Raw genomic sequence first — 13,538 nt, forward strand, 5'->3', positions numbered from 1 at the left:
CACCGCCACGGCCAGCGGCGGCGACTCGACGGCCAGGCCCACCACGAAGGCCGCCGCCGAGGCCGAGTGTCCCGAGGGGAACGAGGTGGTGAAGGGCGGCCGGCGCAGCAGTCGCGCGGCCGGCACGCGCTCCAGGCCCGGGCGCGGGCGCCGGGTCACCCGCTTGGCGATCCCGTTGGCCAGGGTGGAGGCGACCAGCAGCGAGCCGATCGCCCGCCCCGCCGCGCGCCGGGCCGGCGGGTGGCCGCCGACCGCCAGCGCGGCGGGCGCCGCCCGCCCGAGCACGCCCGGGGGCGCCGCCCCCCGCCGTCCAGAGCACGCCGTGGTCCGCGGCGCGGGAGAGTCTCGGCAGCAGCCGCCCGGCGCCGGGCACCCGGGTCCTCGCCACGCGCAGGAAGAGCTCACGGTCCAGTGCGTCGATTCGCCTCATCGACCGAAGCTACCCGGCGAACGCCACCTGACACCGCAGGCCGCGGACCACGGCGTGCTCCGGGGCAGCGGGCGCTCAGCGCTCCGCCGGGTGGCCCAGCGGCGCCGTGCGGGCCCCCGCGGGGGCGGACAGGTCGGCCAGCACCTCGCGGGCGTCCCGGGCGCCGGAGGCGAGCGCGCCCTGGAGCGAGCCGGTCGTGCGGTGGTCGCCGCAGACGTAGAGGCCCGGGCCGAAACGGCTGGTGCGGCTCAGCGGGTGCGGCGCCGGCATGGCCGGCAGCGCGGCCGGGATCGGGTAGGCGGCCAGCGGTTCCCACTGCGCGGTGTCGCTCCCGTAGAGCTCGGCCAGCCGGGCGCGCACCCGCGGCTCGTCGGCCGGGCAGCCCAGCACGGAGGTCGACACCAGCGCCCGCCCGTCGCCCGAGCAGCCCGGCAGCACCTCGGAGAGCACCACGCTGTTGAGCACCTGGCGGTCGGCGTCGACCAGCAGGGTGGGCTCGCGCAGCGGGCTGGCCGGGGCCGCGTGGTAGAGCGTGGTCACCGCCCGGGTGGCCGGCACCGCCAGCCCGGGCAGCAGCCGGGCGGCCTCGGCCGGCTCGGTGGCGACCACCACGGTGGGTGCCACCGCCGCGGAACCGTCGGCCAGCCGCACGCCCTCCCCGGTCAGCCCCTCGACCGGGGACTCCAGCCGCACGACGTCCAGCGGCAGCAGGTCGGCCAGCGCGCGCGGCACGGCGCCGATCCCGGCCTGCGGCAGGCAGAGCGTGCCGCGCAGCATGCTGCGCCAGACCAGGTGGAACATCCGGCTGGAGGTCTCCAGCTCGTCCTCCAGGAAGACCCCGGCGAGGAAGGGCCGCAGCACCCCGTCGACGGTCGGTGCGCTCAGGCCGGCCGCGGCCAGCGCCCGGGCGGTGGGGACGTCGGCGGCGCGGCGCAGCAGGGCGGCGGGCAGGACCATGTCGCGGGCGCTGAGCAGCCCCAGGGCGAGCGTGTCGCGCAGCGGGGCGAGCCGGCCGGGCAGCAGGTCGCCCGCCTGGTCGGGCCGCCTGGTCGGGTCGGCCAGCCGCAGCCGGCCGCCCGAGCCGGCGAGCAGGAACCCCGGGGTGAAGGGGTGCAGCCGTAGGGAGCGCAGGTCCAGCCGGCGGCGGACCTGGGGATAGGCGGTGTTGAACACCTGGAAGCCGCGGTCCAGCCGGAAGCCGCCCACCACGTCGGTGCGCATCCGGCCGCCGACCGCGTCCGAGGCCTCCAGGACGGTGACCCGCAGGCCCGCCATCACCAGGTCGTGCGCGCAGGCCAGCCCCGCCGCTCCGGCGCCCACCACGATCACGTCCACCGCTGTGCCAGGCCGCATCGGGGCCCCTCTCCGTCCGGTCGCGGGCCGCCGACCGGCCGGCGGGCCGATCTGTCCGAGCTCACCGCCCCAGTGATAGCGGCTGGGCGCGCGCAAAGCCCGGCGCCGCGCGCGACCGTGCGGGCCGGGTGCGGCGCCGGGCTCGGCCGGTGGGGAGGGAAGGGGCAGGGCGTGGCTCAGGTGGCGGAGCCGGCCGCGGCGCCGGTGCGCAGGTCGGTGCCCCAGCGCTCGATGGCCGCGGCCAGGTCGAGCCCGCGCATGCCGCCCGCCTCGTCGCCGGTCGGCCAGTCCTCGCGCGGCACCCGCCACATCACCTCGAACTCGTTGCCGTCCGGGTCCTTGGCGTAGAAGGACTTCGAGACGTGGTGGTCGGTCGCACCGACCAGCGCGCCGCGCTCGCTCAGCAGGCGCCCGATCTCGGCCAGCTCGCCGAGGGTGCCGACCTCCCAGGCCAGGTGGTAGAGGCCGACCCGGCCCTGCTGCGGGCCGGGCGCGTCGGTGCCGATCGCGAAGAGGCCCAGGTCGTGGTCGTTGAGGGTCTCCGCGGCGCTGAGGAAGGCGGCCCGCCCGGGGATCTCGACGTCCACCTTGAAGCCGAGCACCTCGGTGTAGAAGGCGACGGACGTGGCGACGTCGCGGATGTAGAGCACCGCGTGGTTGAGGCGGCGTACGGGCATGGTCTCTCTCCTTGCGCTCCGGCGGCGGGCTACTGAGTTCAAATTTGAACCGCGCCCCTTCGACGATACCGCTTGGTTCGAATTTGAACAACCGGCTCCCGGGCCGCTCAGGCGTCCGCGGTGGCGGTGGTGGTGGCGAGGTGGGCGGCGACGGCCCGGGCGCAGGCCAGCGCCTCGGTGTGGGTGGTGTCCACCTCCAGGTCGTAGCGCACGCCCTGGTGCACCAGCTCGGCCTGCGCGGCGGCCATCCCGGGCACCCGGTCGCCGCGGGCGAGCTCGCGGCCGGCGGCGACCGCGCCCTCGCACCGCACGCCGACCCAGAGCACCCGTAGGCCCGCCAGGCCGCGCTCCCAGCGCTGTTGGGAGTCCGCCCCGCCCAGGAAGACCTCGTCGACGACCACCTGCGCACCGGCCCGCGCCATCGCCGCGACCCCCGCGATCCAGGCGGCCTCCAGGGTCCGGAACTCCTCGCCCACCACGACGCTCCCGTCGGGGGCGAGTTCGATCCCGGCGTCCGAGCTCCGCAGGGCGGCGGGCATCGCGTCGACCAGGGTGTCCACGCCCAGCGCCAGCCAGGCGCCGGGCAGCACGGACTGCAGGCAGCGGACGAGTCCGGACTTGCCGGAGCTGGAGCCGCCGTTGAGCACGATCACATCAGTACGCATCGCGCCACCGTAGGAGAGGGCGGCCCGGGGCGGCGAGCCATGTGCGCCGCGTGCGGCGGCGTGCGGCGGGACCGTTCCGGGTCCGGGGCCCCGCTCCGCTGTCAGGGTGCCCGCCGCTACGCACGGTGAGGTGGAATCCAGCTGCACTCGGTGCTTGCCGCGGTCGGGAGGCGCCCTGGTGCGCGCTGACGGCAGCGTAGAGCAGGCACCACGCGTCGCCGAGTGCGGGCCCGGACCGTCAGGCGCCTTCGGGGAGCAGCTGGAGTCCGTGGCCCAGGGTCAGCGGGGTGCCGGTGGCCTTGGTGCGCAGGTAGTGCAGGTTGCTGGGCGAGGCGTGCACGCCGGTGGGCACCCGGCGGCGGACGTCGACGCCGAGGGCGGCCAACTGGGCGGCCTTGTCCGGGTTGTTGCTCAGCAGGTCGATCCGGTCGGCGCCCAGCGCGTGCAGCATCTGGCCGGCGGCCGTGTAGTCGCGGGCGTCCTCCGGCAGGCCCAGGGCGGCGTTGGCCGCGTAGGTGTCGAGGCCGCCGTCCTGGAGGGCGTAGGCGTCCAGCTTGTTGTAGAGGCCGATGCCGCGGCCCTCCTGGCGCAGGTAGAGCAGGTAGCCGCCGTGCTCGGCGATCCGCTCGGCCGCCTCGCGCAGCTGGGGGCCGCAGTCGCAGCGGGCGGAGCCGAAGACGTCGCCGGTCAGGCACTCCGAGTGCAGCCGCACCAGCGGGGTGGCGGTGCGCTGCGGGTCGCCGATGGCCAGGGCGAGGTGCTCGGCGCCGTCGGCGAGGTCGTGGAAGGTGGTGAAGTCCGCGTCGACCCGGTAGCCGTCGCCGAAGCGCAGCGGGACCCGGACGGTGGTCCGGATGCGGGCGGGCGGCAGCGGCCGGGCAGCGGCGGAGCCGGTGAGGGCCGCGGGGCGGGCGGGTGCCGCGGAGTCGGCGAGGCGGGTGGTGCGCTGGGGGCTGGGCATCTGGGTCTCCGGTCGTCCGGGGAAAACGGAGGGGTGCTCCGAGCTGGTAGTTCAAATTTGAAGAACAGAGGGTGGGGTGACAGTACACCGCTCTTCAAATTTGAACAACCGCGCTAGGCTGACCCTCATGGCAGAGACCCGGTGGCTGGACGAGCAGGAGATGGCGGCCTGGCGAGGCTTCCTCGCGGCGAGCAATCTGGTGGCGCGCCACCTGGAGCAGCAGCTGAAGGACGAGGCCGGGCTGTCCCACACCCAGTACGAGATCCTCGTGCACCTCTCCGCCTCCGCCGACGGCTCGCTGCGGATGGCCGACCTCGCCGAGCGGCTGGTGACCTCGAAGAGCGGGCTCACCTACCAGGTCGCCCAGTTGGAGAAGGCCGGGCTGGTCGGGCGGCGCTCGTGTCCCAGCGACGTGCGCGGCGTCTTCGCCTACCTGACCGAGCACGGCACCGAGGTGCTGCGGCAGGCGGCCCCCGGACACGTGGGCGCGGTGCGCGAGGCGCTGATCGACGTGCTGGACCGCGAGCAGCTCGCGGTGCTGGCCGGGGCGCTGGGCGAGGTCGCCCGCCGCCTGCGTTCCTGAACCGCCCGCGCCCGATCCCATGCCCGCGTCCGCGCCCGCGCTCATGCCCGATCCCGTGCCCGATCGCCGGGTGGCCGGGGCGCGCCGGACCGCTCCCGGTGCCATTCTCGGGGGGAGGAGGTTGGCAGCCGTGAACCACATGACCACCCCGTCCGACGGGTCGCCCGACGCGGCGACGGCGGCGCTCGGTGTCCTCGCCGCCCGGGTGGCGCTGCGCCGTCGCCAGCTCGGGCTCAGCCATGACCAGCTCGCGACCCGGGCCGACATGGCGCCGCGCTACCTGACCCTGCTGACGGAACTGGGCGGTGAGTTCGACGCCGACGGCCTGCAGCGGCTGGCCAGGGCGCTGGAGACCACGCCGCAGGAGCTCCTGGAGGGCGGCGGCGACGGCCCGCCCGGGCAGGCGCTCGCCGCGCCCGGACAGGGGCTGCGCCGGCTGGGGCCCGAGGAGAGCCGGGACCGCCTGGGTTCGCACGGGGTCGGCCGGGTGGGGCTGGCCACACCCGACGGTCCGGCCGTCGTCCCGGTCAACTACACGGTCCTGGGCGGCGCCATCGTCTACCGCACGGCGCCCGGTACGGTGGCGGCGGCCGAGCCCGGCAGCCAGGTGGCCTTCGAGGTCGACCAGGTGGACGACGCGCTGAGCCGGGGCTGGAGCGTCCTGGTCGTCGGGACGGTCGAGCACGTCACCGAGCCCGCCGCCGTCAGCCGTCTGGCGGAGCAGGCCGCCGCGGAGCCCTGGGCCGGCGGCGAGCGTCACCTCTGGGTGCGCATCCACCCCACGCGGGTCACCGGCCGGGCGATCCGCGCCACCTGAACGGCCCAGCCGGCCGTGGCCGTTCCGTGCCCCCGGACCGGCTGGGAGCGGTGGTGCGGTCAGCCGCCCTCCGGTCAGCCGTGCTCCGGTCGGCCGTGCTCCGGTGCGGCCGGCGGTGGGGTGGGCTCGCCGGTGAAGATCCAGGCGCGGAAGAGCAGGAAGCGCAGCACCGTGGCGGCGAGGTTCGCCGTGATCAGGACCGCCAGCTCCGCGCCGCGCGAGGCCGTGCCCCCGACCGCGTGCAGCGCGGCCAGTGCTCCCGCGCTCATCGCCCAGCCGACCACGAACACCAGCAGTCCCTGGGCCTGGTGGCGCACGGCGCGGTCGCGGCCGCGCACCCCGAAGGTCAGGCGGCGGTTGGCGGCCGTGTTGGCCACCGTGGAGAGCAGCAGGGCCAGGACGTTGGCCCCCTGCGGGCCGATCGCCAGCCGCAGCAGCGTGTAGAGCGCGAGGAAGGCCGCGGTGCTCAGCACGCCGATGGCCGCGAACCCGACCAGCTGGCGCGCCAACCCCTTGGGCAGGCTGGACAGTTCGTGATCACGCGGGTCATCGCCGAAGGGGCGGCGGAGCCGGTCCAGCGGCAGTCGGCCGGTGGCCAGCGCCCGGCCCACCCGCCAGACGCCCTTGAGGTCGTCGGTGGCCGTGCGCACGATGTCCACGCTGGAACGCGGGTCGTCCACCCAGTCGACGGGGACCTCGTGGATGCGCAGGCCGGCCCGTTCGGCGAGCACCAGCAGCTCGGTGTCGAAGAACCACGCGGTGTCCTCGACCAGGGGCAGCAACTGCTGGGCGACGTCGGCCCGGATCGCCTTGAACCCGCACTGGGCGTCGGAGAAGCGCGCCGACAGGCTGCCGCGCAGGATCAGGTTGTAGGCGCGGGAGATGAGTTCGCGCCGCGGGCCGCGCACCACCCGCGAGGACCGGGCCAGCCGCGAGCCGATCGCCAGGTCCGAATGGCCCGAGATGAGCGGCGCGACCAGCGGCAGCAGCGCGTTGAGTCCGGTGGACAGGTCCACGTCCATGTACACCAGCACCGGCGCGTCCGAGGCCTGCCAGATCGCGCTCAGCGCCCGGCCGCGCCCCTTGTGTTCCAGCCGCAGCGCGGTCACCTCGGCGAACTCCCGCTCCAGCGCCCGGGCGACGGCGGCGGTGCGGTCGGTGCTGGCGTTGTCGGCGATCGTGATCCGGAAGGTGTAGGGGAACGTCGCGGCCAGGTGCGCGTGCAGCCGACGCACGCACGGGGCGAGGTCGTCCTCCTCGTTGTACACGGGGATGACGACGTCGACCACCGGCTCGGTGCGGCTGGTCGCCAGGAAGTCCCGTACGGGCAGCGCACCGGGGGCGACCTGCGGGGTACGGCTCGGCGGAGGCGTCAGGGTTCTCATGGGCCCCACGGTGTCGGCGGCCGCTGTCGCCAGGGTGTGCCCGACCTGTGTCGTGGCTGTGAGTGGCGAACGGCCAACGCGGCCACCGCGGTTACCGCGGTGGCCGCCGCTACGCGCGGGGTGCCGCGGCGGGGATCGGAGCCCGCCGGTGCAGCGGCAGGCTGACGGTGAACACGGTGCGTCCGGGCGCACTGTCCACCGTGATCCCGCCCTCGTGCGCGCTCACCACGGCGTGCACGATCGCCAGCCCCAGGCCGGTGCTCCCGGCATGGCGCGAGCGCGAGGCGTCGCCGCGCGCGAACCGGTCGAAGACGTGCGGCAGCAGCCCGGCGGGGATGCCGGGGCCGTCGTCGGCGACCTCCACCAGCACGTGCCCGTCGCGGCGCAGGGTGCGGGCGGTGACGGTCGTGCCGTCCGGGGTGTGGTGGCGGGCGTTGCCCAGCAGGTTGACCAGCACCTGGCGCAGCCGGGCCTGGTCGCCGTGGACGACGGCCGGCTCGTCGGGCAGGTCCAGGCGCCAGTTGTGCCCGGGGCCGGCCGCCCGGGCGTCGCTGACGCAGTCCACCACCAGCGGCGAGAGGTCCAGCGGCGCCACCGACAGCGGGCGTCCCGCGTCCAGCCGGGCGAGCAGCAGCAGGTCCTCGACCAGCGCGGTCATCCGGGTGGCCTCGGACTCGATCCGTCCCAACGCGTGCCGGGTCCGCGGGCCGACCTCCTCGCGGCCGCGGCGGGTCAGTTCGGCGTAGCCGCGGATCGACGCCAGCGGGGTGCGCAGTTCGTGGCCGGCGTCGGCGACGAAGTGCCGCACCCGCAGCTCGCTGGCGTGCCGGGCCGCGAGCGCCGAACTGACGTGTCCCAGCAGGCGGTTGAGCGCCGAGCCGACCTGGCCGACCTCGGTGCGCGGATCGGTGTCGGCCGCCGGCACTCGCTCCTGGAGCACCACCTCGCCCTGGTGGAGCTGGAGTTCGGAGACCCGGGTGGCGATGGCGGCCACCCGGCGCAGCGGGCGCAGTGCGGAGCCGGTGACGACGAAGCCGACCAGTCCGGCGGCGATCAGGGCGCCGGCGCCGACGCAGAGTTCGGCGGCGATCAGCCGGTCCATGGTGTCCTGCTGGTCGGCGGCGGGCAGGCCCACCACGATCCGGTCGCCGCTCTGGTTGTCGTTCACCAGCTCGACCCGGTAGGGCCCCAGGCCCGGCACGTCCAGCGAGTGCGGCAGGGCCGTGGGGCCGGTCGCGAGCGGGCCGAGCACGGCGAGCTGTCCGGTGGTCAGCGGTCGCGCGTCGGGGCTCAGCGCCCCGGCGCTGACCCGGCCCTGGACCACCTGGCCGCCGTCCACCAGCGCGCCCAGCGTGGCCAGCGGCTGTCCGGGCCCCAGGACGAAGCCCAGGGGGTCGTGCCGCTCGCCGCCCGGCGGGAGGAGGGCCGCGGGCGGTCCGGCCGCGCGCCGGGCGACCTCGTCGAGCTGGCGGTCGAGCTGGCTGTAGAGGTCCTGGTGCAGCACCACCGCGGTCACCGAGGCGACCAGCGCGCACACCACGGCGAGCAGGACCAGCAGCGCCGCCAGCAGGCGGGCCCGCAGCGACCAGCTGCCGGGGCGCACGAGCCGGCGCATCGGCCGCAGGCGGGTGCGCCGCGGGCGGGTGCGCTGGGGAGGGGTGCGCCGGGGAAGGGTGCGCCGCGGACGGGTCACGGTGCTCACCGGGCCTCGGCAGGCCTGATCGAGTATCCGGCGCCCCGGCGGGTGTGGATCATCGGCGGCAGGCCGACGTCGATCTTGCGCCGCAGGTAGGAGATGTACAGCTCGACGATGTTGGTCTGGCCGCCGAAGTCGTAGGACCAGACCCGGTCCAGGATCTGGGCCTTGCTCAGCACCCTGCGCGGATTGCGCATCAGGTAGCGCAGCAGCTCGAACTCGGTGGCGGTCAGCTCGATCGACCGGCCGGCCCGGCTGACCTCGTGGGTGTCCTCGTCCAGGGTCAGGTCGCCGACCACGATCAGCGAGCCGTCCCGGGTGGCGGCCGCCCCCGAGCGGCGCAGCAGCCCGCGCAGGCGGGCCACCACCTCCTCCAGGCTGAACGGCTTGGTGACGTAGTCGTCGCCGCCCGCGGTGAGACCGGCGATGCGGTCCTCGACGGCGTCCTTGGCCGTGAGGAACAGCACCGGGACGTCGGCCAGGTCGCGCCGCAGCCCGAAGAGCACCTGGAGCCCGTCGATGTCCGGCAGCATCACGTCCAGGACGACGGCGTCGGGTTTGAACTCCCGCGCGCGGCGCAGCGCGCCCGCCCCGTCGTGGGCGGTGCGCACCTCCCAGCCCTCGTAGCGCAGGGCCATCGACAGGAGCTCGGTGAGCGCGTGTTCGTCGTCCACGACGAGCACGCGCACCGGCGTGCCGTCGACCCGGCGCAGGTCCGGACCGTTGGCAGGGGTGGGGGAGGGAGCGGCGACCATGGGCGTCAGCCTGGGGCGTCAGGCTGAGACGGAACTGAGCCGAACCTGTGGATCGGCTAAGAGGACGCGGGGCCGGCCGCGCCCGGGTGCGGACCAGGGAACGCCCCAGGCCGGTGCCGCCCGCGGGAGCTGTTCCCGTGGGTGGCACCGGCCGTGGTGGCGGAGCCGGTGGACGGTGTGCGCTCGGGCGCTCCGGTCAGCCGGCGGTCGGTGCGGTCAGGTCGTAGACGGTGGCGCTGCCGACGGTCTCGGCGGTGAAGTGCGCCGTGACCCAGGAGGTGATCTGCGCGGAGTCGGAGGACGAGCCGCCCCCGCCCATCCCGCCGCCGCTGATGAAGTAGTGGACCTTGCCCTGCTGCACGTCGTGCTGGAAGCCGGCCAGGCTCAGCGAGGGGTCGGTGCCGTTGAAGCCGCCCAGCGCCATCACCGGGCTGCCGGTGGCGAGTTGGTAGCTGGCCTGGTTCTGCGAGCCGACGGTGGCGGCGACCCAGGTGTAGGCGTGCGCGTCCTGCTCCAGCAGGGCGCTCAGCTCCGGGCTGACCCGGGCGCCGTCGAGCAGGCCACCCATCCCGCCGACGCCACCGCGGCCACCACCGGCCGTGCCGCGCCCGCTGGTGGCGTCGCCACCGCCCGCGGTGCCGCCCGCGCCCTGCGGCCCGCCGGTACCGCCGCCGTTCTGCGGGAAGCCGCCCGGCGTACCCGGCCGGCCCGTGCCCCCGGGGCCCCCGCCCCCCCCCCCCCCCCCCCCGCCGGGGCCCGGTCGGGCCGCCCCGGCCGCATCGTCGACGCTGTCGGCGGTGGAGTGCACGGTGGGTTCGGTGGCGAGCAGGGCCCGGACGGCGGCGGTGCCGCCCGAGCGGTGGGCGTCGGCCACCTCCTGGAGGTTCCAGGCCCGGCTGCCGACGACGGTGACCGACCTGCCGCGCCGCGAGACGGTGCCGCGGGCCAGCAGCAGGAAGTGGTGGAAGAGCGGGTAGGCGGCCTGCTCGTGGGAGTCGTCGAAGAAGGCGAGGTCGACCTGGCCGCCCTGGCCGCCGTCGTCCAGTGACACGAAGATGGTGCGGCGCCCGGAGCGCATCGGCGGGGTCTGGATGGCGACCTTCGCGCCGGCCACCAGGACGGTCCCGCCGGTCGGTTGGTCCTTCAGCCGGTGGGAGGGGGTGACGCCGAGCTCGTCCAGCAGCGGGTGGAGCGGCTCCATGAGGTGCCGGGAGGCGTCCATGCCGATGACCTCCAGCTCGGCCTGCATCTCCTCGCCGACCGTCATCGCGGGCAGGCCGCTGCCCGCGGCGGCCGGTGCGGTGGCGGGGGTGAGGACGAGCTGGTCCGGGATGGCGTTGGTGCGGTGCCGCCGGTGGAGCTCGTCGATCTGCAGGAGCAGGTCGCGGCGCCCCGCGCCCGGGGCCAGGGTGGCGAACGCGCCGATCCGGGCCAGGCGGTCGGCGATCGGCTGGGAGGGCCGGGCGCGGGCCCAGAAGTCGGCGAGGTCGTGGAAGAGCTGGCCCTGCTGGATGCGCGCGGCCTGCTCGGTGGTGATGCCGTGGACGTCGGCGAGCGACATCCGCAGGCCCAGGCGGCCGTCCGGGAGCCGTTCGGTGCGGTACTGGGCGGCGGAGTGCTGGACGTCGAGCGGCAGGATGGGCACGCCGCGCCGACGGGCGTCGGCCAGCACGAGGCGCTTGGGGTACATGCCGGGGTCGTGTTCGAGCAGTCCGGCGTAGAACGGCGCCGCGTAGTGCGCCTTGAGCCAGGCCGACTGCAGGGTGGGCAGGGCGAACGCCACACCGTGCGAGCGGGCGAAGCCGTAGGCGCCCATGTTCTCCAGCATCCGCCAGACCTCGTCGATCACCTTCCGCTCGTAGCCGGCCTCGGCGGCCCGCCGCCGGTACCAGGCTTGAAGCTTCGGCAGGCGTTCGGGCTTGGCGAGCGCGCGCCGGGCCTCTTCTCCCATCGCCAGGTCGGTGCGGGTCATCGTCGCGATCAGGCCGATGACCTGCTCGTTGAAGATGACCACGCCGTAGGTGGAGCGCAGCCACGGCTCCAGGTCGGGGTGGGGGTAGCTGACGGGCTTCTTCCCGTGCCGGCCGAGGAGGAAGGGGCGGATCATGTCGGCCTGGACCGGGCCCGGGCGGAAGAGCGAGATCTCGGCGACCAGGTCGTCGAAGGTCTCCGGCTGGAGCCGGCCGAGCAGGTCCTTCTGCCCGGGGGACTCCAGCTGGAAGACGCCCAGGCTCTCGCCCTCGCGCAGCAGCTCGTAGGCGGCCGGGTCGGTCAGCGGCACCTGGGCGGGGTCGTCCAGGTCGATCCGCTCGCCGGTGGTGCGCTCGATCTCGCGCACCGCGTACGCCATCGAGCTCTGCATCCGTACGCCCAGGACATCGAGCTTCAGGAGTCCCAGGCCGTCGCCCTCGACGTCCTCCTTGTCGAAGACGGTGGCGGGGAAGCCCTCGGTGGCGGTGGGGACGACGGGGGTGCGCCGCAGCAGGGTGGCGTCGGAGAGGATGACGCCGCACGGGTGCATGGCGGTGCCCCGGGGCAGCGCGTCCAGCCCCTCGACCAGGTCCCACAGCCGCCCGTACCGGTCGGCTTCGGCGGCGACCTGCCGCAGCTCGGGCAGTTCGCGCAGCGCGGTGCGCACCGAGCGGGCGGTGACGTGCGGGAAGGCCTTGGCCAGGCGTCCGACCTCGTCCGGGGGCAGGCCCAGCGCGAGGCCGGCGTCGCGGATCGCGTGCCGGACCCGGTAGGTCTCGGGCATCGACAGGGTGCAGACCCGGTCGGTGCCGAACCGGTCCATGATCCGGCGGTAGACCTCCAGGCGGCGGGCGGACTCCACGTCGATGTCGATGTCCGGCAGGGACCGGCGGCGCAGGTTCACGAACCTCTCCATGATCAGCTCGTGGTCGAGCGGGTTGGCGAAGGAGACGCCGAGCAGGTGCACGACCAGGCTGCCCGCGCCGGAGCCTCGCGCCTGCACCCGGATCCCGAGCTCGCGCACGTCGTCCACGACCTGGGCGACGGTGAGGAAGTACGTCGGCCAGCCGAGGGTCTGGATGACCCGCAGCTCCTCCTCCAGGCGGGCGCGCATGGTGGGGGAGCGGTCGTAGCCGTGGCGGACCATCGCGGCCTCGCACCGCTGGCGCAGGACCCGGGCCGAGGTGCCGGGAGCCGCGCCGATGACGTGCTCCTCGGGGAAGTGCACGCGGCCGATGCCCAGGTCGGCCTGCGGGTCGAGGCGGCAGTCCGAGGCGGTGCGGGCGGTGCCGGCCAGCAGGTGGGTGGCCCCGCCGTGCTCCTGGCCGGCCGCGCGGGCCACCTCCTCGGCGAGCTCGGCCATCGCGCCGGCGCCCTTCAGCCACCGCTCCCCGTTGCAGGTCCGACCGGACTGGATCGGGGTCAGCAGCCGGGCGGAGTCCAGGACGTCGGCGACCGGCGCCTGCTGCGGGTCCGCGTAGCGGACGGCGTTGGTCAGGACGGCGAGCATGTCCAGCTCGGCGGCCAGGCCGACCGTGCGGGCAGCCAGGCGCAGCGAGCCGGGCCCGGTGCCGGGTCGGCGGTGGTGCACGGCCTCCAGCCGCAGGTGCTGCCCGTAGACCTCGCGCCAGGGGGCCAGCAGCCGGGTGGCCTGGTCCGGCTGGCCGGCGGCGAGGGCCAGCATCGGTTCGGACGCCGGGCCGAGCAGCGCGGTCAGGCCCTCGGCGTGCCGCTGGATCGCGGCCCAGGGGGCGATCGGCTGCCCGCCGCCGGCCTGCGCGCGCGCGGCCCAGGCGGCGGTGATCAGCGAGCACAGGTTCGCCCAGCCGGTGCGGTCCTGGGCCAGCAGCGTGATCCGGGGCGCGTTGTCGGCCACGAAGGCCCCGCCCCGGGCGGGCGCCCGACCCTTCGGCGGCGCGGGCTCGGCCGGCCGCAGCAGCGGGACCGCGAGATCGGCGCCGAACACCGGCCGGACCCCGGCCCCGGCACAGGCCTGGGCGAACCGGACCGCGCCGGCCACGGTGTCGCGGTCGGTGAGCGCCAGCGCCGCCAGCCCCTGCCCGGCCGCCCGTTCGACCAGCGCACCGGGCAGCGAGGCGCCGTAGCGCACCGAGTAGCCGGAGGCGACATGCAGGTGCGCGAACACCCGGCACCACCTCCCGCTCCTGTGATCAGCCCCCCTTCGTCGGCACCCGGCTCCCCTTCCGGTCCTTCCAGCGTAGACCGTATTCGATAACCTGTTCGA

General features: G+C 75.6%; 11 protein-coding genes. 2 read left to right on the forward strand and 9 right to left on the reverse strand.

Going from position 1 to position 13,538, the window contains the following annotated elements:
* The 5 genes from ABD323_RS24955 to ABD323_RS24975 form a co-directional block, all read right to left on the reverse strand.
* Positions 1-285, reverse strand: a 285-nt coding sequence (locus ABD323_RS24955; RefSeq protein ID WP_425556146.1) for a phosphatase PAP2 family protein, incomplete at its 3' end; no start/stop codon positions are given.
* Between the two features lie 220 nt (positions 286-505).
* Complete coding sequence (locus ABD323_RS24960) at positions 506-1,783, reverse strand: FAD-dependent oxidoreductase (RefSeq protein WP_344444181.1); 1,278 nt, start codon at positions 1,781-1,783, stop codon at positions 506-508.
* Positions 1,784-1,959: 176 nt separating this feature from the next.
* Positions 1,960-2,460 carry a VOC family protein gene (locus tag ABD323_RS24965; RefSeq protein WP_344444182.1) on the reverse strand — a complete coding sequence of 167 codons (501 nt, stop codon included), beginning with the start codon at positions 2,458-2,460 and terminating at the stop codon, positions 1,960-1,962.
* 107 nt (positions 2,461-2,567) lie between these two features.
* Positions 2,568-3,125: a chloramphenicol phosphotransferase CPT gene (gene cpt, locus ABD323_RS24970; RefSeq protein ID WP_344444183.1), complete on the reverse strand. Its 558-nt coding sequence runs from the start codon at positions 3,123-3,125 to the stop codon at positions 2,568-2,570.
* A gap of 238 nt (positions 3,126-3,363) precedes the next feature.
* A complete protein-coding gene (locus tag ABD323_RS24975) occupies positions 3,364-4,086 on the reverse strand; it encodes a GTP cyclohydrolase II (RefSeq protein ID WP_344444184.1) in 723 nt (240 codons plus the stop codon).
* Positions 4,087-4,213: 127 nt separating this feature from the next.
* Here ABD323_RS24975 and ABD323_RS24980 point away from each other — a divergent pair, with 127 nt between their 5' ends.
* Entirely contained in the window at positions 4,214-4,669 is a 456-nt protein-coding gene (locus ABD323_RS24980; RefSeq protein WP_344444185.1) for a MarR family winged helix-turn-helix transcriptional regulator, read from the forward strand.
* A 139-nt stretch (positions 4,670-4,808) separates the two neighbouring features.
* The gene (locus tag ABD323_RS24985) at positions 4,809-5,486 is read left to right on the forward strand and encodes a helix-turn-helix domain-containing protein (RefSeq protein WP_344444204.1); all 678 of its coding nucleotides are present in this window, start codon (positions 4,809-4,811) and stop codon (positions 5,484-5,486) included.
* Between the two features lie 74 nt (positions 5,487-5,560).
* Here the strand turns inward: ABD323_RS24985 and ABD323_RS24990 are convergent, their stop codons facing one another.
* The 4 genes from ABD323_RS24990 to ABD323_RS25005 form a co-directional block, all read right to left on the reverse strand.
* Entirely contained in the window at positions 5,561-6,871 is a 1,311-nt protein-coding gene (locus ABD323_RS24990; protein WP_344444186.1) for a bifunctional glycosyltransferase family 2/GtrA family protein, read from the reverse strand.
* A 109-nt stretch (positions 6,872-6,980) separates the two neighbouring features.
* Positions 6,981-8,486, reverse strand: a complete 1,506-nt coding sequence (locus ABD323_RS24995) for a sensor histidine kinase (RefSeq protein ID WP_344444205.1) — start codon at positions 8,484-8,486, stop codon at positions 6,981-6,983.
* A gap of 83 nt (positions 8,487-8,569) precedes the next feature.
* Positions 8,570-9,322, reverse strand: a complete 753-nt coding sequence (locus ABD323_RS25000) for a response regulator transcription factor (RefSeq protein ID WP_344444187.1) — start codon at positions 9,320-9,322, stop codon at positions 8,570-8,572.
* Between the two features lie 196 nt (positions 9,323-9,518).
* Complete coding sequence (locus ABD323_RS25005; protein WP_344444188.1) at positions 9,519-13,439, reverse strand: DNA polymerase III subunit alpha; 3,921 nt, start codon at positions 13,437-13,439, stop codon at positions 9,519-9,521.
* Between the last annotated feature and the right edge of the window lie 99 nt (positions 13,440-13,538).

This window comes from Kitasatospora nipponensis (assembly GCF_039528135.1).
Taxonomy (GTDB): Bacteria; Actinomycetota; Actinomycetes; order Streptomycetales; family Streptomycetaceae; genus Kitasatospora; species Kitasatospora nipponensis.